Source organism: Kitasatospora aureofaciens, from assembly GCF_019192735.1.
In the GTDB taxonomy this organism is placed as follows: Bacteria; Actinomycetota; Actinomycetes; order Streptomycetales; family Streptomycetaceae; genus Kitasatospora; species Kitasatospora aureofaciens_A.
In genome coordinates this window covers 211,493-231,511 of sequence record NZ_JAHTKP010000006.1, presented here as the reverse complement: position 1 = coordinate 231,511, position 20,019 = coordinate 211,493, and the positions used below count along the sequence as shown (strand labels likewise).

At 69.6% G+C, this 20,019-nt stretch carries 21 protein-coding genes and 3 pseudogenes; 15 read left to right on the top strand and 9 right to left on the bottom strand.

Annotation, left to right across the window (positions count from 1 at the left end; genetic code table 11):
- Position 1 precedes the first annotated feature (1 nt).
- Positions 2-280 carry a DUF6959 family protein gene (locus KV557_RS09585; protein WP_374106608.1) on the top strand — a complete coding sequence of 93 codons (279 nt, stop codon included), beginning with the start codon at positions 2-4 and terminating at the stop codon, positions 278-280.
- A gap of 344 nt (positions 281-624) precedes the next feature.
- On the opposite strand, the gene KV557_RS09580 is transcribed toward KV557_RS09585, so the two are convergent.
- Genes KV557_RS09580 through KV557_RS09570 form a run of 3 tightly spaced genes read right to left on the bottom strand, consistent with a single transcriptional unit; the run spans position 625 to position 3,856 of the window.
- Entirely contained in the window at positions 625-1,944 is a 1,320-nt protein-coding gene (locus KV557_RS09580) for a tyrosine-type recombinase/integrase (protein ID WP_218199340.1), read from the bottom strand.
- Entirely contained in the window at positions 1,944-2,129 is a 186-nt protein-coding gene (locus tag KV557_RS09575) for a helix-turn-helix domain-containing protein (RefSeq protein WP_218199339.1), read from the bottom strand. The genes KV557_RS09580 and KV557_RS09575 overlap by 1 nt, the downstream gene beginning before the upstream one ends.
- Positions 2,126-3,856, bottom strand: a complete 1,731-nt coding sequence (locus KV557_RS09570) for a replication initiator (protein ID WP_218199338.1) — start codon at positions 3,854-3,856, stop codon at positions 2,126-2,128. The genes KV557_RS09575 and KV557_RS09570 overlap by 4 nt, the downstream gene beginning before the upstream one ends.
- 340 nt (positions 3,857-4,196) lie before the next feature.
- On the opposite strand from KV557_RS09570, the gene KV557_RS09565 reads away from it, so the two are divergent.
- A complete protein-coding gene (locus tag KV557_RS09565; protein WP_218199337.1) occupies positions 4,197-4,577 on the top strand; it encodes a winged helix-turn-helix domain-containing protein in 381 nt (126 codons plus the stop codon).
- A 504-nt stretch (positions 4,578-5,081) separates the two neighbouring features.
- Here the strand turns inward: KV557_RS09565 and KV557_RS09560 are convergent.
- Complete coding sequence (locus KV557_RS09560; protein WP_308129824.1) at positions 5,082-6,101, bottom strand: transcriptional regulator; 1,020 nt, start codon at positions 6,099-6,101, stop codon at positions 5,082-5,084.
- Positions 6,102-6,474: 373 nt separating this feature from the next.
- Here KV557_RS09560 and KV557_RS09555 point away from each other — a divergent pair, with 373 nt between their 5' ends.
- From KV557_RS09555 to KV557_RS09545, 3 genes are all read left to right on the top strand, one after another.
- Entirely contained in the window at positions 6,475-6,894 is a 420-nt protein-coding gene (locus KV557_RS09555) for a hypothetical protein (protein ID WP_308129823.1), read from the top strand.
- Positions 6,894-7,145 carry a DUF7848 domain-containing protein gene (locus KV557_RS09550; protein WP_218199335.1) on the top strand — a complete coding sequence of 84 codons (252 nt, stop codon included), beginning with the start codon at positions 6,894-6,896 and terminating at the stop codon, positions 7,143-7,145. The genes KV557_RS09555 and KV557_RS09550 overlap by 1 nt, the downstream gene beginning before the upstream one ends.
- Before the next feature lie 614 nt (positions 7,146-7,759).
- The gene (locus tag KV557_RS09545; protein WP_218199334.1) at positions 7,760-8,377 is read left to right on the top strand and encodes a hypothetical protein; all 618 of its coding nucleotides are present in this window, start codon (positions 7,760-7,762) and stop codon (positions 8,375-8,377) included.
- A gap of 82 nt (positions 8,378-8,459) precedes the next feature.
- Here KV557_RS09545 and KV557_RS09540 read toward each other — a convergent pair.
- Positions 8,460-9,134: pseudogene (locus tag KV557_RS09540) on the bottom strand (site-specific integrase); the annotation flags it as partial.
- Positions 9,135-9,160: 26 nt separating this feature from the next.
- Between KV557_RS09540 and KV557_RS09535 the strand changes: the two are divergent.
- From KV557_RS09535 to KV557_RS09525, 3 genes are all read left to right on the top strand, one after another.
- Positions 9,161-9,493 carry a hypothetical protein gene (locus KV557_RS09535; protein ID WP_218199333.1) on the top strand — a complete coding sequence of 111 codons (333 nt, stop codon included), beginning with the start codon at positions 9,161-9,163 and terminating at the stop codon, positions 9,491-9,493.
- A 111-nt stretch (positions 9,494-9,604) separates the two neighbouring features.
- Positions 9,605-10,831 (top strand): helix-turn-helix domain-containing protein, encoded by a 1,227-nt coding sequence (locus KV557_RS09530; protein WP_218199332.1) that lies wholly within the window; start codon positions 9,605-9,607, stop codon positions 10,829-10,831.
- 179 nt (positions 10,832-11,010) lie between these two features.
- Positions 11,011-11,346 (top strand): hypothetical protein, encoded by a 336-nt coding sequence (locus tag KV557_RS09525; protein ID WP_218199331.1) that lies wholly within the window; start codon positions 11,011-11,013, stop codon positions 11,344-11,346.
- A 1,889-nt stretch (positions 11,347-13,235) separates the two neighbouring features.
- Here KV557_RS09525 and KV557_RS09520 read toward each other — a convergent pair.
- On the bottom strand, positions 13,236-13,460 hold the full coding sequence (locus KV557_RS09520) for a hypothetical protein (protein WP_218199405.1): 225 nt from the start codon (positions 13,458-13,460) through the stop codon (positions 13,236-13,238).
- On the opposite strand from KV557_RS09520, the gene KV557_RS09515 reads away from it, so the two are divergent.
- Positions 13,384-13,557, top strand: coding sequence for a winged helix-turn-helix transcriptional regulator (locus tag KV557_RS09515; RefSeq protein WP_308129831.1), 174 nt, complete (start codon positions 13,384-13,386; stop codon positions 13,555-13,557). The genes KV557_RS09520 and KV557_RS09515 overlap by 77 nt on opposite strands.
- 48 nt (positions 13,558-13,605) lie before the next feature.
- Here KV557_RS09515 and KV557_RS09510 read toward each other — a convergent pair whose 3' ends face one another.
- On the bottom strand, positions 13,606-13,770 hold the full coding sequence (locus tag KV557_RS09510) for a hypothetical protein (RefSeq protein ID WP_218199330.1): 165 nt from the start codon (positions 13,768-13,770) through the stop codon (positions 13,606-13,608).
- On the bottom strand, positions 13,767-13,955 hold the full coding sequence (locus tag KV557_RS09505) for a hypothetical protein (RefSeq protein WP_218199329.1): 189 nt from the start codon (positions 13,953-13,955) through the stop codon (positions 13,767-13,769). The genes KV557_RS09510 and KV557_RS09505 overlap by 4 nt, the downstream gene beginning before the upstream one ends.
- Positions 13,956-14,189: 234 nt before the next feature.
- Here KV557_RS09505 and KV557_RS09500 point away from each other — a divergent pair, with 234 nt between their 5' ends.
- The 3 genes from KV557_RS09500 (at position 14,190) to KV557_RS09490 (ending at position 16,040) form a co-directional block, all read left to right on the top strand.
- Positions 14,190-15,155, top strand: a complete 966-nt coding sequence (locus KV557_RS09500) for a DUF4331 family protein (RefSeq protein ID WP_218199328.1) — start codon at positions 14,190-14,192, stop codon at positions 15,153-15,155.
- A 142-nt stretch (positions 15,156-15,297) separates the two neighbouring features.
- Entirely contained in the window at positions 15,298-15,618 is a 321-nt protein-coding gene (locus KV557_RS09495; RefSeq protein WP_218199327.1) for a type II toxin-antitoxin system RelE/ParE family toxin, read from the top strand.
- A gap of 56 nt (positions 15,619-15,674) precedes the next feature.
- Positions 15,675-16,040, top strand: coding sequence for a helix-turn-helix domain-containing protein (locus KV557_RS09490; protein WP_218199326.1), 366 nt, complete (start codon positions 15,675-15,677; stop codon positions 16,038-16,040).
- A gap of 248 nt (positions 16,041-16,288) precedes the next feature.
- On the opposite strand, the pseudogene KV557_RS42420 reads toward KV557_RS09490, so the two are convergent.
- Positions 16,289-16,486, bottom strand: a pseudogene (locus tag KV557_RS42420) (EAL domain-containing protein); the annotation flags it as partial.
- A gap of 53 nt (positions 16,487-16,539) precedes the next feature.
- Here KV557_RS42420 and KV557_RS44830 point away from each other — a divergent pair.
- From KV557_RS44830 to KV557_RS09475, 3 genes and pseudogenes are all read left to right on the top strand, one after another.
- A pseudogene (locus tag KV557_RS44830) lies at positions 16,540-16,638 on the top strand (leucyl/phenylalanyl-tRNA--protein transferase); the annotation flags it as partial.
- Between the two features lie 253 nt (positions 16,639-16,891).
- Positions 16,892-18,427: a hypothetical protein gene (locus KV557_RS09480; protein WP_218199325.1), complete on the top strand. Its 1,536-nt coding sequence runs from the start codon at positions 16,892-16,894 to the stop codon at positions 18,425-18,427.
- 115 nt (positions 18,428-18,542) lie between these two features.
- Positions 18,543-19,976, top strand: a complete 1,434-nt coding sequence (locus tag KV557_RS09475; protein ID WP_218199324.1) for a hypothetical protein — start codon at positions 18,543-18,545, stop codon at positions 19,974-19,976.
- Positions 19,977-20,019 lie beyond the last annotated feature (43 nt).

Here is a 20,019-nt window from a genome sequence, read left to right as displayed (position 1 = left end):
TATGGCGGATCAGACTGCGCAGCTGTTGGGAAGCGCTGGAAACCTCGCTCTCGTGCAGCTGCCAGACAGGAAGTACCCGGCGTTGTCGATCCAGGGCGATTCTCTGAAGTGCCTGCAGGAGACAGTGGAAGAGCTCTCCAGGGCCATCGAGAGTGGGGATGCGGAGGAGGTCTCCTATCCCATGCGTGAGCTGGTGGAGCAAGTCGCTTTGATGGTCGCGTCGTACGAGGAGATGTCAGCTCGAGCGGAGCGAGGGCTTCCGTACTTCAAGGCAACCTAGCTTTCATTGACGGCGAGATCCTGGCCGGCCGGGGTCTCGCCGCCTCTATTCGCGAGCGGGTATGGAGAGCCCCGCCGGGTGATGGTCATCCGGCGGGGCCTCATGGCTACTACACCTCGTTTATCGGAAATTCCTCGAGGTGGGCCGCCCGCGTGAGTAGCGAAGTCACCTTCCTCCGTACCGGCTGGCCTGGGGAGGCAAACGCTTCCGGCAATACCCGGCGGTCCTGATGGAGCTTGCCTTGCAAGGCTGAGAGTAATGAGGCCGGGTTTAAATTCGGAGGGCCCGCCGGGCTTGTTCCCGGCGGGCCCCTGGGTGTCTGACGGCAGTAGTTGACGGCAACGTCAGCGGACGGGTGCTGCACAAACTGGCGGTTCGTCGCCGTCGTCCCGCTCGGTGGCGGGGTCGATGGCGTCGCGGAGGGCCTGGCCGAGGAGGTCGATGGAGTCTCGTTGGAGGCGGAGCCGGACGTGGGCGTACACGGTGGCGGTGACGCCGATGTGGGCGTGTCCGAGAAGCTCCTTGATCACGACGAGTTCGACGCCCTGTTCCAGGAGGAGGGTCGCCGCCGTGTGCCTGAGGTCGTGGAAGCGGATACGGCGAAGCGTTGCCCGGCGGAGCAGGGTGTTGAAGTGCCGGGTGAGGGTGGCCCCTTCGATCGGGCCGCCGCCCGGGGCGGTGAAGACGTAGCAGCTGTCCGACCAGCCTTCGCCTGCCGCTTCGCGCTCCTGGGCCTGTCGGTCGCGATGGTCCCGCAGCGAGTGCAGGCATTCGGTGGGCAGGGCGATGCGACGCTCTGAGCTCTGCGTCTTGGTGGGCAGGGCGGTGAGACCACCACTGTTGGTGCGCTGGAGGGTTCGGCGGATGCTGGCGGTGCCGCCGATCAGGTCGAGGTCTTCCCAGCGCAGGCCGAGGAGTTCGCCCTTGCGCAGGCCAGTGCGCAGGGCGAGCTCGAAGAGGGCCTGAAGCCGGTGACCGCGCACAGCGGTGAGGAGGTCGCGGGCCTCGTCGACGGTCAGCGGCTCGAAGCGGCGGGGGCGGGGTGTGCCCATGCGCACGTTGCGGGCGACGTTGCGAGGAATCTCCTCCTCCCGGACGGCGTGCTCCAGCGCGGATTTGAGCACGGAGTGGACGTAGGCGAGGGTCAGCGGGGAGAGCCGCTTGGAGCAGCACTTGCCGGCGGCGCAGCACTGGGGCTGGTCGCGGGCGGTGTCGAGGCCACGTGCGCAGCACTGGCAGGTGGTGCGGAGTTGGTCGAGCCAGGTGCGGACGTCCTTGGCGGTGAGCTTGGAGAGCTTCTTCTTGCCGAGGCCGGGGATGAGGTAGAGGCGGGTGCAGGCGGTGTAGCGGGTGTGGGTGTTCTCGCGGAGGCGATGGACGGCGACGGTCTCCAGCCAGTAGGTGAGGAATGCTGCGACGCTGCCCTGTGCAGAGGGGGCGGGGACTCCGCGGTTGCTGGTGGCGATCTTCTCGGTGAGCTTGGCGAGGGCGTCCTTGCGGGTGGTGCCGTAGACACGGACGCGCTTGCGGGTGTCGCCGACGGCCAGGACGTAGCCGGCGGCTTCCCAGCGGCCGTCCTTGCGCTGGTAGACGGTGCCGTCGCCATTGGCGCGGACCCTGCGCGAACCGGCGGGGGCGGGGTTGGTGTCGGGGGTGGTGGTCATCAGGCTGCCTCTGCGAGTTGATGGTGGACGAGGGCGGTCAGGGCGTGGGTGGGGATGCGGCGGGCGCGGCCGATGGTGATCGAGGCCAGTCGCCGGGTGCGGATGAGGTCGTAGACGGTGGAGCGGCTGATCTTCAGGCGCGCCATGACCTCGGGAACGGTGAGGAGTTCGGCGTCGACGGTCACGCGACCGCCTCCGCCTGGACAGTGGCGGTGACCGGGCCGGTGGAGTGACCGGCTCGGTCACCGGGGCGCCGCGCATGCCGGGGGCGGCTCGGGTGCTCGGGTCGAGGGCGCGGTGTGGTGGCCAGGAGGTCAGTGAGGTGGGCGAGTTCGGGCAGGAGGCCGGTTCCCGCGTACTGCCAGCGCGAGATCACCAGAGTCGTGTCCGCGCCGCCGGATCGCCCGTCCTTCGCTCGGTGACCGGCGCGGTGACCGGGACCGGGGTCGGTGTGACCGGCGGTCAGGTCAGCGCGGTCATCGCGGTCACTGTGCCGGTCAGTGACCGGCTGGCCCTCACCAGTCGGTTCCTGACCGGCGTGTCGGCCGACCAGGGCCGGGTCGAGCGGCGTCGAGGCAGAGGAGGCGTCGTCTTGACGGGTGCGCCAGGTGGTGCGTTCGGCTCGGAGGTGGGTGAGGGTGGTGGAGTAGCGGCGGGTGCGGGTGGAGAAGTGGCCTCGGAAGCCGAGCATGTGGGCCCACTGGCGCAGGCGGAGGTGGGCGTGCTCAGGGCGTGCGCCGAGGTGCCAGGCGGTGTGGATCATGCGGCGGGCGTGGTCGGCGAGGTCGTACTGGGCGAGTTCGGCCAGGAAGCGCAGTCGGCGGTCGAGGGTGCCGGTGGTGGTCTCGGCTCCCTTGGTGGCGTACTTGGCGATGTAGGCGGCGACGTGCCGGTCGGTGACTGGGCCGTCGCCGGTGAAGTCGGTACTGCGGATCGCGCGGACATCGATCTGCCGCCCGAACCGGAACACCGAGGGCTCCGGCGGCTGTGCCCGGTCGGCCTCCCCAGCCCCGGAGAGGTGTTGGTGCTGGACGCGGGTGCGCTTGGCAGCGGCGCGGACGGCGTGATCAAGGAGTTCGGTGGTGGCCCAGGCGGGAGGGGTGCTGGCGGGGCCGGTGGGTCCGTCGAGGCGGATGACGGTGTGGAAGTGGATCTGGCCGCGCTTTTGGTACTCGGCGACCTTGGCGTAGGAGAGCGTGGCGTGGTGGCGCAGGGTGCGCTGGGTCAGTCCGGCGGCGTTGGCGATCTCTCGGCGCAGGTGGGTGGTGAAGCGAGCCCACAGGGCGGGAGCGTGGGCGTTCCACAGGACCGCGCCGGTGTAGTCGTACCGCTGCGGGGTCAGCGGCGTGCCGAGGAGCGGGTCGCCGTCGGGGTGGCGGGTGCCGCAGGTGCAGGGGGCGGTGCCGGGTTGGTTGTGGACGGGGCCGAAGCCGGGGGCGGTGAGGGTGGCGAAGACGCGGGGGTGGGTGGCGACGCTGACCGGGACGGTCTTGCCGCCGCGTAGTCCGGCGGCGATGAGCTGGTAGGTGTCGTAGCGGTAGAGGGTGGAGCAGGCCGGGCAGCGGGTGGTGCGGCGGTTGCCGCAGCGCACCAGGAGTTCGCCGGCGGGCAGGTGGCGGGTGTCGAGGTGGTCGAGGATCTGGCCGGTGGCAGTGTCCAGGCGGGTGCGGTGTCCGGTCATCCGGATCGGGCGGGCGCAGCCGCCGAGGGAGCCGATCTGCCGGGCCAGGGATGCGAGGTGTCCGGCGGCGGCGAGCTTGGCCAGCCTGGCGGTCAGTCGCGCCCGGCGTTCCAGCGCCGAGTCCCTGTTCGCGGACACGTTGGCGCTCCCCGCGTCCGCCGGTGCGGCGAATGCCCCGCTTGCGGGAGCGGACGTGGGTGCGGGGGCCAGGAGTTGGAGCTGCGCGGGCATGGGGGACAGACCTCCGGCAGGGGGTGAGAGAAGAGGAGAGGTGACTGAGGGGCGACCCGAGTGGTCGGCGTGCGAGGGAACCGTGCGCGTGGGTGGTGGGCCGGGGGCGTCTGACCTGGTCAGCGATGGTGATCACCGGCGGTGCGTGAAGGTAGCATCGCTTCAAGGGCGCATTCAAGTGCATCCCTCCTCATCTGTTTCGGTGGGTGGTTGGGATGCGGGTACTGTGGCCCTGTTTTCCGGTTTGGACGGGCCGGGTTTCGGTGGTAGTGGCGCAGAGAAGGCGGGGTGACCTGCGGTGACGGTGGGGCGGCGGGGGCGTGGACCGGGGGGTGGCACGGTGCTGCTGACGTTCGAGGTCATCGCCGAGGCCCTGCGGGAGCGGATCCGCTCCGGTGGGCTGAAGCCGGGGGACGCGCTGCCGACGCAGGCCGTGTTGATGGCGGAGTACGGGGCCTCCAGCCTGTCCGTGCAGAAGGCCATGGCACTGCTGAAGCAGGACGGCTACGCGATCTCCCGCCCCGGCAAGGGAGCCTTCGTCGCCCACCCCGACGCCGACGGTGACTCAGGTGACGGGGAGGCGGGGAACGCGCCCGTCGGCGGGACGGCGGCGCGCGTCGAGGCATTGGAGCTGGCACTGGCCGAGACGCTCGAACAGCTCACCGCCCTGCGTGCCCGCGTCGAAGCTCTGGAAGCGGGCGGCACCGAGCGAGGCCGCTGACCCGTCGGCCCCTGGACGGCCAGGGAGCTGTGCGTCCAGATTTTCTCTACGAGGTTCAAGGCGGGCTCCGCCCGTTGGAGCTGGCCCGACATCGCCGACCGACCCAGACCGGACCAGCACCCGAGGCCCTCGCGGATGCCGGAGGTCAGCGGTCAGTCGCATCGTGGGCGGGTTCGACCGGTGCCCGATGGGAGCAAGTTGTGCGGTAAGCGCTGCTTACCCCAGCACCGACCAGGTCGGAGCAAGTTATGGGGTAAGGACTCCTTGCGCCTTGCGGAGCAAGTTGTCGCCTGCGACCGTCCTACGGTCGGATCGCGGGCATAGGGTCGGCCAGGGGTCCGACCCTCCGTTTCCACCGCCAGGCCCGGCCGTGGGCAGTGTCCGACGCCGCCCCGGCTCCGCAGCGCAGGCTCTTCGCCGACCCGCAGACCGTGCGCAAGCCCGCCGAGTGCCGAGTCGCCCGCAAGCAGCAGATCCGAACTCGCCCCCGCCCGATCGGGACGGTCAGGACACCAGCAGCTCGGCGACTTCGGGAACGTCCCGGAACGCTCGCAACCGGTCCAGCACGATCCGTGCGCGCTCGGTGGTACGTTCGCTGCCGCTCTGCCCCAGGGAGAGCATCCGGCCAGCGGTCCCGGCTGCGGCCTCGGGCTCGTTCGCGTCGGCGTAGGCCACGGCCAGCCAGGAAAGGTACAGTGCCAACTCCCTCGCGTGACTGGCGTCGTAACGACTCAGGACGTCCGTCAGCAGCGGTACGGCACGCAGTGGCCGGTGCAGCTCGGTGTAGACGCGGGCCTCCATGACCTGCAGTTCCCCGGCGTCCATCCAGTACAGGTACGACGGTGACTCGACGCCGGCCGAGTCCTTGGCCAGGGCCTCGCCGGCTTCCCCAAGGGCATTCATCGCAGGGCGGTCCTGGCCGGCGCGAGTGTGCGCCCAGGCCACCCGATCCAGGTACAGCGCGCGGGCCTTCGCCGGAGCATCGGGACCAGCCTCCTCCACTGCGGCGGTAGCCAGGTCCACCGCGTCGCGGGGGCGTCCGGTGTTGCTCCACTGGTAGGCCAGCGAACCCGCCACGTTCCCCGACAGCACCCCGTCCCCGGCGGCACGGGCGGCACTGATCCCGAGCCGGTAGATCCGCTCCGCCTCGGCGTGCTCGCCCGCGTCGGAGGCGACCCAACCGGCGATCTGCGCCAACTCGCCAATCGCCCGTAGCAGTTCGCGGCCCACCTGGTCGGTGTGGGTGCCCTCGCGGTAGAGCGTGACCGCCGCCCGCAGTTCCCGCAGGGCCGGGGCGATCAGGTCCTTCCCGTACACCACATCGTCGGCCAGCCGCAGGCCGTGCACCCGGTGGACCAGGTCGGTAACCTGCCCGGCACCGATCCGACGACCAGTTCGCGCCGTCAGCGCGGACAGCGGGTCGCTCTCGGGCAGGAAGTCGGCGACGGTCAGCGCACGCGGCACGGACTCCGGGAACTGGACAGCCTTCGCAGCCTCCAGCAGTTCGCGGGGAACCTCCAACACTCGCGCGAGGAAGGGCAGCCACTCCCGGGGGGAGCGAGTGCCGATCTCCCATCGGGACACGTCGTTTCGCGTCGGAGGAACCCGCCCGGGAGCAGCATCGGCCAGCGCCTCGGCCAGCCGCCGCTGACTCCAACCGCGCGTCAAACGCAGTCGCCTGACCAGTTCCCCGACCGTCTCCCGCACCAAGTCAGCTTGGCAGACACAGAGGCAGACACGCTGGCTACTCCGCAAGGTTCACGCCAACGGGATCCTGATCAAGAGATCTGGCCAAGGAAGGGAAAACAGCATGGCCCAGGAGGCGACACAGCGGCGGGAGCGCCCCGGCTCCGCATGCGCGGAGTGCGTCAGGCTCCGCAGGCGGGCGCGTGCAGCCGTGCGCAGCCGTGACCGGTCCCGGCTGGCCGATGTGCGGGCGATGCAGGACAGCCACCGCAAGACCGACCACGAGCAGGCGCCGACGAACCAGAAGGGCAGTCACGCGGAGCGCACGATCGACGGGCTGCGGCTGCTTCCGTGGACCGCCTCGGACGGTCGCCTCTGCTACCTGAGCACCAACGGTCAGGGCTGCCTCTCGACGCTCGCCGACGGCATCGAGACGATGCAGCTCAGCATGGGCGAGGAACTGTTGGAGTACGCCCGGAGTGTCTTGGACCCGGGAGAGCGGGTGCCGTCGAGCGTCGAGTATCGGTGGCTGGCCTGCCGGCTGACCGAGGCCCTGTCGGATGCGCTCAGGGTCGCGGACTCACGCGGGCAGCGCATCCCGGCGCCGCAGGTGCAGGACGGGGAAAGCTGATGGGCAAGACCAGCCGCTACCGCTTCCGCAGCTACCACGTGACCACCGTGACCGACCCCTTGGCTCTGCCGACCTTCGAAGCCCTATGCGTCACCGGCGAAGAACGGGACTGCGCTGCCGCGTCAGGCGAGCTGCACACCCCCGAGGAGCTGACGCGCTGGATCGCCGGACACTGCGCGCAGACTGGTCACCAGTCGTACGAGCAAACCATGCGCACCGTCGTCCGCGCCGAGCCCGGAGCTTGGCAGTAGGATCGCGCGCGGCCGACGACAGCAGCACTGGTCTACACCTCTGACGCAGTAGCGACGGCAACAACCACGGACTTCGGCGCACATCCACGGACACCGACGGACCGTCAAACCACCGTTGACCTGCGAAAAAGCAGGTGGAGAGGGGTCGCGTAGCACACGTACTATGTACTCGCCGGGACCACGCCGGTACTCGTGCATAACAGCACTTGCGGGCCGGTCGCGAATAACAAGCCAGGCGATCTGGCCCTTGAGATGATGGAGGCTGACTTTGCGGGAGTAACTCCCATGACGGCGGGAACTCCAGAGTTTGCCCAGGCCGCCAGCGGTGGCGGCCGCTTCTTGTGGGCGGTCGGAGGGAACGGCACCTTGCACATAATTCCGGACGCACCTGGAATCCATCACACGGTAATGACCGGTGGGGATTCTGTCATCGGTGCAGGTCAGGTCACAATCACAAGTCGCGGCGTTGTCTCATCAATTGACAACATGACTGGCCACTACACTCCGTGCCCTGAATGCGCGGCGCAATTTTTGCAGCAGGGCGTTAGTGCATTCGAGCAGGCAGGGATTCGGGTACCCTTGTCGGCCATCAAGGACTACGGCGGGAGGGCCCCGTGACACGAACCGAGCAGGAGTACCGCGAGCTCTGGCAGCTCTCTCACGATGAGCGGCGGTCGTGGGTGCGTGGACGGTTCCCGGAAGGCGCGTCGCCTCAATGGTGGCTAGCCATGGTGGAGTCTGCCGAGACGGGTGTGAGCCCTGTACGGGAGCTACCGGATGATCAGCGCCGAGAGGGTCTTGAGTTTGCGGTGTCTTTAGTGGAACTCGCCCTCGACGAAGGGGGAATGAGTCCGTGCTACTCCGCTTACTGGACGGTGCGGCTGGCAGCGCTAGCGTTGCGATTCCGAGCCCCCATTGATCGCTTGCCGGAGGTTGTGACGCCGGATGGCGCGGCGCGGCTGGCACTGCGGCGTCTTCCTCTTTCGCGGGAGGAGTTGCTAGCGGCAGCATCCCGTCGCCGCAATGATCTCCAGCAAGGCGAGGATCGGTTCTACGTGCCTGGCGAGGACATCTCTGAAAGCCTCCATCAGCCCAGCGAAGAGGTCAGGCTACTGCAGGAAGTCGAGCGGGTTTTATCGTCTCTTGTATGGATTGCTGATCACATTGTTGACGAGCAGCTCTCCAGGGACATCCAGATTTGGCTTGACCTGCGATCGGCGCTGGAGATCTAAAAGAAGATCCGAATAAGGGATCGACCGTTTACCAGTCAGAAGCCCTCGCCAGAACGAATCTGGGGAGGGCTTTTGGGTGCCTTCACGGCAACGGTTGACGGCAACGTCGGCGGACGGGTGCTGCACAAAGTGGCGGATCGTCGCCGTCGTCGGGCTCTGCGGTGTCGTCTGTGGGCCGGCGAAGGGCGTTGCCGAGGGTGTCGATGGCCTGGCGCTGGAGGCGTCGTCGGACGTGGGCGTACACCGTGGCCGTGACGCCGACGTGGGCGTGGCCGAGAAGTTCCTTGATGACGACGAGTTCGACGCCGTGCTCCAGAAGCAGGGTCGCTGCCGAATGCCGAAGATCATGGAAGCGGATGCGGCGGAGCCTGGCCTGGCGAAGCAGGGTGTTGAAGTGTCGGGTGAGCGTGGCTCCCTCGATCGGGGCTCCGTTGGGCCGAGTGAAGACGTAGCCGCTGTGCTGCCAGTCCGCTCCCGCCGCTTCGCGTTCCTGGCGCTGCTGGTCGCGGTGCCGCTGGAGGGAGCGCGGGCACGGCGTGGGCGCGCTGCGCCGCTCTGAGCTCTGGGTCTTGGTCGGCAGGGCGGTCAAGCTGCTGGAGTTGGTGCGCTGAAGGGTGCGGCGGATGCTGGCGGTTCCGCCGGCCAGGTCGAGGTCTTCCCAGCGCAGGCCAAGGAGCTCGCCCTTGCGGAGCCCGGTGTGCAGGGCAAGTTCGAACAGCGGGTGGAGGCGGTGGCCGCTGGTGGCTGCGAGGAACCGAGCTCACCGATCAGCAGGTCGCCGACATGCTCGGCATCGACGAGCAAGCCGCCCACGACGCGCTGGTCCTCCGGCTGGTCGAGGGCCAGGGCACGCGTATCCGGCGCGGCTTCCCGACCGAGACGGGCGGCATGACGGTCGTGGAGGCCGTGGCCGTCGGCCAGCTCTCGGCGGTCCCGGGCGCGCTGGAGACCTGCAGCGGCCCGGCTCCGGAGGAGCTGATGACGCGCCAGCGTGTGCAGCAAGTGGCCGACGTTTTGGAGGATGCGCTGGAGCAGATCGAGGAGATGCGTGAGCGCATCGAAGCCCTGGAGGCCAGCGCCAAGCCGAAGAGGAGCACCGCGCGGAAGCCCGGCTGAGCCCAGCGAGCGGGATCACCCGGTCGGTTACGGTCGCCCGCTGTTCACACCGGGGTCTTGGCGGGCGGCGTACCGTTGGCGAGGAACGAAGTCGCAGGTGCGGGGGTGGCCATGGCGGAGAGCATCGGGGACCGGATCGGGCGCTTGCGCCGACGCCGGGGCATGACACAGGAGCAGCTCGCGGAGGCGTCCGGGGTGTCGGTGGCGACCATCCGGAAGCTGGAGCGCAACGACCGCGAGAGCGCCCGCATGGGCACGTTGCGCCAGCTCGCCCAGGCGTTGGGTGTGAAGACAACGGATCTGATGCAGACTGGTCCGATCGAAGCTCCGGTCGCCCCGGCGGTCGACCCGGCCGGGATTCTGGCGATCCGTCGGGTGATCACACCGGCTAGAGGGCTGGGCCGGGTTGCCCATGCTGATGATGCTCACGACGCCCCGACCATCACCGGGGTCCGCGCGTCGGTGCGTGAAGGCAACCGCCTCTATCAGGGGGACGACTACGCGGCCACACTCGGAGCACTGCCGAGCGTTCTGACCGAGGCCGCCCAGGTCGCCGAACTGGCAGAAGGAGAAGCCCGGTTGGCGGCACTCGAATTGCAGGCGCAGGCTCACCAACTGGCGGGCTCCACGCTGATCCACCTGCGGCACGACGACCTCGCCTACCAGGCGCTGAACCGGGCCATCGACCTGGCCGAACGGAGCGGGAACCAGGTTCTCGGGGCGTCCGCGGTGGTCTCGCTGTGCTGGCTGCTGCTGCGGCAGCGCCGCTTCGACGAGGCCGAAGAGGTAGCCGTCGCCACGGCGGACGCCATCGAGCCGTCCTTCCGGCACTCCACCGCCAGCCACCTCGGCACCTGGGGCTGGCTGCTGCTGCGGGGCTCGGCCGCCGCCGTGCGCAACAACCGCACTCCGGAGGCGGACGAGATGATTCGGCAGGCCAAGGCCGCCGCCGTCCTGGTCGGCCGGGACGTGATCGACTACCACGAGTACTGGACGACCTTCGGCCCCAACACGGTGGCCATGAAGGAGGTCGAGAACGCCATGGTCCTGCGCGAGTACGGCAAGGCCCTCCGGCTCTCCGGACAAGTCACCGCACCCGCACGCTCCACCTCCAACAACCGCAACCGCCACCTGCTCGACCTCGCCGCCGCCCACACCGAACAACGGGACTACGCGCCGGCCACCGACATCCTGCTCGGCATCAAGCAGGCCGCCCCCGAATGGCTGCGCTACCAGCGATACGCCCGTGACATCGCTACCACCCTCGTCACCCGACGCAAGCGCGGCCTGTCCCCACAACTCGTCGAACTCGCCGACTTCCTCGCCGTCGAGCTCTGACCAGCCCGGCAGAGACACTACGTACCAGATCCACTCCGGAGGATGGGCGAACTGACCCGGCACGTTCCTGGGCGACCCGACCTCGACGCCCGACGATCTCAGTAACCGCACGAACGGCACGGACCGACACAGCATCACCAACGGTCCCGAGCCGAGCCGAACTGAGATGGGACGAAGAGATGACCAAGCCCGCGCAGCCCACCGCCGTCGTCTACCTGTGCACGGCCAAGGACGAGCCCGTCGTCACCCGGCAGGCGATGTGCGAGCGGATCGCCCGCGAGTCGGGCCTGCACCTCGCGGGTGTGATCCACGACGACGAGGGCGCCACCGAACCCGACCAGCGCCGAGGACTCACCTACGCCCTGCAAATGCTCCTCGACGGCGACGCCGACACCATCATCGTCCCCACCGGCGAGATGCTCTCCGTCCTGCCCGACGAGAAGGCCCGCGTCAGCCGCTCCGTCAGGAAGGCCGGTGGCCGAATCATCGTGGCCAGCGAAGTGAGCGCCCGATAGCTGAACCCGGCTCCTCCGCCCTCGCGCAAGGCTGCCGCCTCGGAACTAGGGAGCGGGTCTCTCGGCCATCGGCTGTGCCACAGTCCAGCACGGACACAGCCAGTCCAGTTAACAGCCTTGGCGGGCAGGTAGGTTCAGCAGTTCAGAAAGACACGGCCCCGGTGGTGGAGTGCGTCGAAACTTTCCTTACGAGTTCAAGGCGGCCCGCTTGCGCGGGCCGCCCCGCGATTCCTGTCTACGCCCCACCGCGCGACGGCCCGGCCACCTGCGCGCGCAAAGGCGGAGGAGGGCCGGGCAGGGCCCGGTGATCGCCTGGTGGCAGGCCAACGATGGGGCCAGCCGGGGAAGCCGGGAACGGCCAGCATCCGAGCCGCGTCTCCGGATTGGCGCTGACCGGGAGGGGCAGCGGCTCGCTGTAGGCAGGGTGGCCCAGGGCCAACGCTCCATGGCGAGGCTCGGTGCTCAGCGCGGGCCGGGCGGCGAAGCGTGCCCTACCCACCTACCCAGGTCGGGGCCCGCGTCGGGCAAGACCAGAGGGCCACGGGGCAGAACGGCGGGCAGGCAGGTACCTGCCCCGTCGCCGGGCCAGCGTACGGCCCCCTGGCCATGCCCGACCCCGACTCGGGTAGGACACCGGCCAAAGCGCGCTCCACCGCCCTCACTGCCACCCGCCCCAAACCCCCAGTGGTGTAGACCTCTGACGGCAACGCTGACAACAGGGGCGGACATCAACGTACTTCCACGGACCCCAGCGGACCGGTAGATTGCTGTTCACCTGCGAAAACGCAGCAAGCAGGGGGCTGCTTACCACACGTACTATGTGCTGGCCAGGAATACGCCAGTCCTGGTCCACAATGACGGTGAAGCGACTCCAGATCCGAACCTACTGCTCTACCGGTTCGGTTCCGGTCCGGAGACGACGGCGCGACTTCAAGCCGACGCCGAAAGGGCGGCTTCCAACGACTTTCCGTTCGGTGTCTCAACGATGTCAAGGCTGCCTCCGAAGTTCGCCAAGAGTGGAGACTATCGAACGGTGACTGTTCAAGATCTCTTGAGTGCAGGGATGTCGGTTGAGAAGACCGGCACAAACCCGTACCACTACACGGTAAAGTTGCCCAATCCAGTCACTCACGACACCACCAGTTCCCTGAACGACGTCATGAAGGGGTGCTAGCGACAGTGGACTACACAGCCGCCTCAAGACTGTTGTTGGATGCGCACGCAGAGCCAAGTGAGCGGATTTCAGCTGCCGACTGCCTGTCTGCTTCGGGCAGGCGGGAAGCTCTGCAACTGCTCGTGGCCGCAGCAGGCAGAGTGGAGGAGAGTGGCGACTTCCTGCGTGCTGTCGGGCGCGGCGTGGCGCTGATGGCCAAGACATTCGGTCCTCTCTCGGAGTTCGACCTTCGGGACATGTCCGGAACTACATACGAGCAGTATTGCGAGTCTCTGGACTAGGGCCGAGCAAGAGCCGCTATGTGAGCCCAGCGCGTTGGCGGTGGGCCCCGACAGCTGCCCCATCGGATCTCCTTCCGATGGGGCAGCTGAGGCATGGCTATGTGGCGCCTTGAGCGTGTGGTGACTAGCCCGGTGCGCCTGTGATCTGTGATCGACCAGCCAACCAGCCGCTTCGAACGCCGATCCAACGCTAGGGTCAGATACAAGAATTGACCATCGTCAAGCGAAATTTAGGCAATGTTACCGGGGTGGCGTGTTTTCGGCGTCTCGGCGGTGAAATGGCGCCCAATAGGGCCGGTGACGGTGGTGCCGGGGGGGCGAAGACGGCGCCCGGTTCGTAGACCTGGGCGAGGAGGGCGGGTGCGCCGGTGTTGAAGGCGGCGGCGAAGACGGCCGGGTGTTGGCGGGATCGGTGGTGAGGGTGGTGGGGTGAGTCATCGGGTGGTGAAGGCGGGCGCGGCGTGGGTCACCAAGCGGAGAGTCGCGGGAGGGAACGGGACGCCGAGCTGGTGCTGGACGGCGCGGCCGGAGGCTGGGTGCCCAGCGGAGCTGACGCTGGCGGCCGTGGCGGGGTGGTGGACGATGCTGGTGCTGCGGGAGTTGATGTACGGGCCCGCGGCGTACGGGGAGTTGCGGGGGCGGCTGCCGGGGATCAGCACGCAGGCGCTCGCGGAGCGCCTGCGTGCCTTGGGGGGCGGGAGTTGGTGGCGCGCGAGCGCCTGCGTGGGTTTCCGGTACGGGCGTCGTAGCGGGTGACGGCGGCCGGGGAGGCGTTGCGTCCGTTGTTGGTGGAACTCGCCGCGCTCAGCCGATGATGACCATGCCGGTGAGGGCGATGACGCCCCCGGGCAGGGCCCAGTGCCAGTCGCTCCCACCGGCGGCCATCTTCGCGCCAGGTACGTGACGGGAGTAGGCGAGCAGGCCCAGGCCGGTGAGGAAGATCGGACAGCCGATGAGGTGGCGGATCATCGGGCGTCGGCCGGGGGAGTGGGGCCGGGGGCCGGGGAGTCCTTGAGGCTTGCGATGGCGGCGGCTAGGGCGGGGTAGGCCTCGACCTCGGCCATTTCGACGACCCGTTCCGGGGAGAGATGGCTCTGGTTCGCTCTCGTCAGGAGGGCGCGGGACGCCTGGATGTGGTCGCGGTGGTCGGTCATCGTACGGTTCCCTCGGGGAACGTGCGTGTGGGCGTGCGTCAAGCGTAGGGCGTGTGGGGGTTCGGCGGAATGGTGGGTCCGGGGGAGTGTGTGCGGTTCGAGGAGCGGGTGTGGCGGTGGTGTTGCGCTGAGGGCTGCTCGACGGCCGCCGGGCTCTGATCCGATCGGCGGACAGCCCGGTTCCGGGCGGGTGTCGTCGGGGTGGTGGCCGGGTCGTGCTGCTACCACAGTGCCATGTCCCACCACCTCAGCGGCCCCAACCTCCGCTCTCCGCGGGGCGATGCCCGGCTCGACCTGACCGACGTCTTCGCGTTTCCGGCGTCCGACGCGCCGCATCGCACCGTCCTCATCATGAACGTGAACCCGTACGCCCCCACCCAGGCAGCCGAGTTCCACCCGGACGCCGTCTACCGGCTCAACGTCGACAACGACGGCGACAACCGCGCGGACGTCGCCTACTCCTTCACCTTCTCCAACCCCAACACCGGTGGCCAGGCCGTCACCGTCCACCGCGCGACCGGCGCCGCTGCTCAGCAGCACGATGCGACCGGGGAGGTCCTTTTCGCCGATGTGCCGGTCGCGTTCGGTGACGCGCCGGACGTCATCGAGAAGAACGGCTGCAAGCTCTCCGTCGGCCTCCGCAGCGACCCCTTCTTCGCCGATCTCGAAGGCATCGTCAACAACTTCACCTGGACCGGCAAGGACGCCATGGCCGATGTCAACGTCTTCGGCATCGCCCTCGAAGTGCCCGATGCCGACCTCGGTCCGGACCCCGCCATCGGCGTCTGGGCCCGCGTCAGTCTCCGTGAGAACGGGCGGCTCACCTCCGTCGACCGCGGCGCCCACCCGTCCCTCACCGCGTACTTCAACGCGGAGGAGGTGAAGGACACGTACAACGCCGGCGAGCCCGCCGACGACTGGGACACCTACCGCGAAGCCTGGACGGCCGTCCTCCAGCACACCGGGGACTACACCACCGTGGCCGCCACCGAGACCCTCAAGCTCGTCCTCCCCGACATCCTCCGCTACGACCGCTCCCGCCCCGCCGCCTACCCCAACGGCCGCACGCTCGTGGACGATGTGACCTCCGCCCGCCTCACGATGGTCTCCGGCGGCAAGATCACCTCCGACCACATCCCCCCGCACACCGACCTGCTCCCCACCTTCCCCCACCTCGGCCACCCGCACCCCGTCAAGTAGCCGGACGCCAGGCGGCGGTCAGGAATTCCTGACTGCCGCTTCGCACGGCGGCAGTGGCGACGTACGGCGGTGTCCCGGTCGTCCCAGAGCGAGGGAGAGTGGCCCGCCGGGCGCGCTATACAGATATCTATATACTGAACCCGTGAGCGATCCGTGGCAGATCGAGATCGAGATCGAGCCCGAAGTCCGCCAGCGGTTGGATCTTCTGGCCGACGCCCAGTACGACAAGGTGGAGCGGGCGGCAGACATGCTGGCTGCGCAGCCAACTACGCTGGGTGAGCCCTACGCGCGGCACCTCGGCGGAAAGGTGCGTGAGCTGCGCTTCATCATGGACGGAAGTGCCGTACGCATCACGTACTGGCTGGCGCCGCTGCGGCGGATCGTCCTGTTGACGGTGTTCCGCAAGACGAAGCAGCGCGAGACCGAAGAGATCGAGCGCGCTCGGCAGGCGCAGAAGGTCTGAGAAGCCGACCACGGCCCCGCGCAGCACGACTACGACCGGAGCAAGGAGGAGAGGCCGTGAACCACTCGCAGTGGAAGACCAGAGGGGCCAGGAAGCTCCTGAGAGAGCCGGTCGCGGAGTCCGCCGCGTACGTCGAGGCCGGGTATGCGTTCGCGCTCGGCCAGGCCGTCTACGACCGGCGCACCGAACTCGGGTTGTCGCAGGCCGAGCTGGCGCGGCGGGCCGGGATGACGCAGCCGCAGATCTCGAACATCGAGGGCGGTGACTCGGTGCCCACGCTGCCACTGCTCACACGCCTGGCCAAGGCGCTGGACGCGTCGCTGACCATCGACCTGGACGGCGACACCTCGGAGTTCGTGTTCACTGCGCATGACGACTGCCCGGCCGACGATTCTTCGCCCGGCTCTCGCTCGGTGGCCTGAGCCGGACGCGTGGTGGCGGTGGCCGGGAGGGCTCGGCCACCCGCACCCCGTCAAGTAGCCGGACAGACGCGGAAGGACACCAGCGGCGGTCGAGGATGCTCGACCGCCGCTCAGAAGGTTCAGCGGAGGGCTCACGCAGGCTCGTACGTGGCGTCGCGGACGAGGGTGCGGGCCTGGTCCGGGGTGAGGGGGTGGGCGAAGAGGTAGCCCTGGCCGAGGGGGCAGCCCATGGCGGCCAGGAGGTCGCGTTGTTCGGGGTGTTCGATGCCCTCGGCGATGACCTGGACGCCCAGGATGTCGGCGATGCGGGCGATGCCGTCGACGAGGGCGTACTGCTGCTGGGAGGCGCCCAGGCCGTCGATGAACGACTTGTCGATTTTCAGGATCGAGATGGGGAACTCGCGCAGGTAGGAGAGCGACGAGTAGCCCGTCCCGAAGTCGTCGATGGCGATGCCGACGCCGAGGTCGGCGTGGGTGAGCCTCGACTCGATGTTCCACCGCCGCCCGCGTCGCCGTCGCCGACCTCACGGCGCGCTTCGCGGCGGCCGGGGGGCGGCTCCTCGACGCGCAGTGGGACGGGCCGCACATCCGCAGCCTCGGGGCCGTGCCGCTGCCGCGGGCGCGGTACCTGGAGGAGCTGGCGGCGCCGGCGGACGTCCGCCCGCTGGTGGTGGATCGGCTCCCGGCGCCGCGGCTGGCCCGGGCCGGTCGTTCCGGGTGACGTGGCCTGTCTTCACTTGGCTTGTCTTCCCGCGCGACCTGGCCTGCCTTCCCGCGCGACCTGGCCTGTCGTCCCGCGCGACTTGGCCTGTCTTCGACAAAGTTATTCCCCGTCAGTAACATGACGCCGCGTGTTCAAAAGCTCCATAGGCAGGGCCGTGCGCCCCGCCCTCCTCACCCTCGTCCTGACCGGGGTCGCCGCGTGCGGGCCGACGTCCCCCGGTACCCCGCAGGCGGCCACCGAGCCGGCCACCACCCCGGTCGCGGCTGCGGCGACCGGCACCGGCCCGGCCACCGCCGCCCAACCCTCCGGCGCACCCCGCCCCCGCACCACCACACCCGCCGCCGCGCCCAGCGCGCGGCCGTCCGCCTCTGCGCCCGTCACGGCCGCCCCGGCCGGGGCCCAGCAGGCCGCCATCGGCACGCCGGGCAAGGACGGCGGCGCGGTCACCGCGACGGCGAAGAACCTGCAGCTCACGGCGTACGACCCGGCGGGCGGGGCGGCGGTTCTGTCGTCCGCCCCGGCTCCCTCGGCGGCGCCGAGCGCGACGCCGAGCGCAACGCCGTCCGCCACTGGAAGCGCCACGCCGAGCGCCACCGCGAGCGCCGCCGCAGCCGTCCAGCCCGGCGCGCTGATCGCCAGCCCGCCCACCGCCGCCGCACCGCAGGGCGCGCTCGTCGCCGTCACCGCGGTCCAGCCGGGCGCCGGCGACAGCATCAAGCTCGCCACCCGCCCCGCGACCCTCGCCGAACTGCTCGGCGGCACCGAGGCGGACGGCAAGGTCGCCGTCGACCCGCACGGCATCAAGGTCACCCCGCTGGTCAAGGACCTCAAGGCGAGCATCGGCGCGGACCTCGGCGGCGTGAAGGCCGACGCCTCCGGCACGCTGGAGGTCGACGTCAACGCCCCGATCCCGCTCCCCGAGGGCGCGAGCGTGGCCGCCACCGGCTCCCTCCAGCTCCACCCGGCCGTCCACTTCGCCTACCACGGCGCCGCCGCCGGTAGCCCGCGCACCGCGTCCATCGGCTTCGACCTCGGCGCCCACGCGCAGTGGAAGGTCACCGGCGACCTTTCCCGCAGCACCGGCGCGGCGCCCGTCCGGCTGCCCTTCGCGAAGCTGCAGGCCAGCCCGGTGCTGACGGTCGCGGGCCTGCCCGTCGTCGTCAACCTCGGCCTGACCTGCTACCTGGAGATCAGCGCCGACGGCCAGGTGCACGTGGAAGCCGAGCAGGAGGCCACCGGCACCTGGTCCGTCCGCGCCGACTACACCGGCGGCAAGGGCTGGAGCCCGCTCACCGACGCGGCCGACACCAAGGTCAGCCCGGTCCACCTGCGCCTGAACGGCAAGGCCGGCGTCCGCGCCGCCCTCGGCGCCGAGGCCAGCATCGGCCTCTACGACACCGTCGGCGTCGAGACCACCGTCGCCCCCTACCTGAGCGCCCGGGCCGAAGGCTCCCTCTCGGCGGACGTCCCCGGAAACGCCCCGCAGGCCCAAGGCAGTTGGTCCGTGGTCGGCGGCATCGACCTCAATGGCGCACTGACCGCCCACCTGAAGATCTTCGGCACCCCGATCATCGAGGGCAAGCTCCCCCTGCCCCCCTTCCACCGCGAGTGGCCCCTCCTGACGGGCTCGGCCACGCTGCCGTCCCCGCGCCCAAGCAGCTGACATATCGTCAAGTCCACGAAGACCCCCGGCGGAAGCCCTTCCACCGGGGGTCTTCCCTTTGCCCGCCGGGGACTGCACTGTTGGTGCCCGGAAGCGTCGTCGGGCGGGGTGGGGGATGAACGATCGGGACGACACGCGGAACACGATCAGCGGCGGGACCATCCACGGCAACGTGGTCATGGGCGGCAGGGTCTCCGTGGTGGAGAGCCTGCGCGGCCACCTGCGCATGCTGGTGGCCGTCGCGAGCGCGATGGCGCTGGTGGGCGCCGGTACGACCTACTACGCCCTGCACGCCACGGGCGGGGCCGAAGGGCCGAAGCTCAGTGCCCGCCAGGAGCCGGGGCACCGCGATGCCCACATCACCGTGGTCCTCCCCAAGGCCGTCCGACCGAGCGACCTCCCGCCCGCCACGGGCTGCCCCGCCACGCGGACGTGGCTCCACGCGCAGGGCGGGACGGACGTGGGACAGTCCGCGCTCACGGTCGAGATGGTAGGCAACGGGCACACCGTGGCGATCGAGGGGCTGCGGGCCACCGTCGTCGGCACGCCCGGCGACCCGCTGCCCGGCACGGTCGTGAACTGCAGCGAGCAGGGGGAGGGCGAGAAGATCGACCTCGGCGTCGACCTGGACTCCGACGACCGGGTCGCGCTGATCAGCAGCGCCGGCCCGGTCTCGTTCGCACCGTACTTCTCCGACAAGTACCTCTACCTGGAGGACCGGAAGCCCGAGCTGATCAACCTCTCCGTGCTCGCGACCCGACACAGCTACGACTACGTGATCACGGTCGAGGGCTCGGTCGACGGCGAGCACCACACCTGGACGCTCAAGGACGGCGACCGCCCGTTCCACATCTCCGGCGTGCGCGGCGAGCGCACCAACGCGCTCTGGAACCGGGGCCAGGGGTGGGAGACCAGCTATGCCGCGTCCCACGGCGCGCCGACGCGGTGCAACCCGTGCTACGACCAGGAGGAGCAGGTGATCCCGAGAACGGCGGTGGGCGGCGCTCCCCCCGGCTTCACCTTCACCGCCGTACCGGCGACCGATCCGGCGAAGCGGCCGACGGCGGCGACGCCGCCGCTGACGGTGGACGAGCGCGACGCGGAGTCCGTGGCGATCGCGTGGGCGGTCACGTCCGGCAGCATCGACACCGGTGGCGGGGACACCGGGCCGGCGGCCGTCCTGCCGAGGGTGCGCAGGTATCTGACGCGCGAACTCGCGGACAGCGGCGGGGGTTTGAACCCGCTCTCCCCGGATGGCGGGGGATGGCCGCCCGAGGTGACGGTCCATCAGGGGTGGTCGGTGGCCCAGTGGGTGTCGGCGGCGCCGCTCGAAGGGACGAAGGACCGGCCCGGCTATCTCACCGGGGATGCGGTCGGGCTGGAGGTCTCGGTCACCTGCGGATACTGGGCGGCGGACGGCTGGTCCCAGGCGGCCACATCGTTCTTCGGCCGGCTGAGGATGCAGCGGCAGTCCGACGGCACCTATCGGATCGCCGCGATCGAGGAGAAGAAGTTCTCGTTCCCGCAGCCCACCGACCCTCCGCAGTAGCCGCCCGGGTTTGCCCGTCGTCGGGGTCGGGAACGGAGGTCGG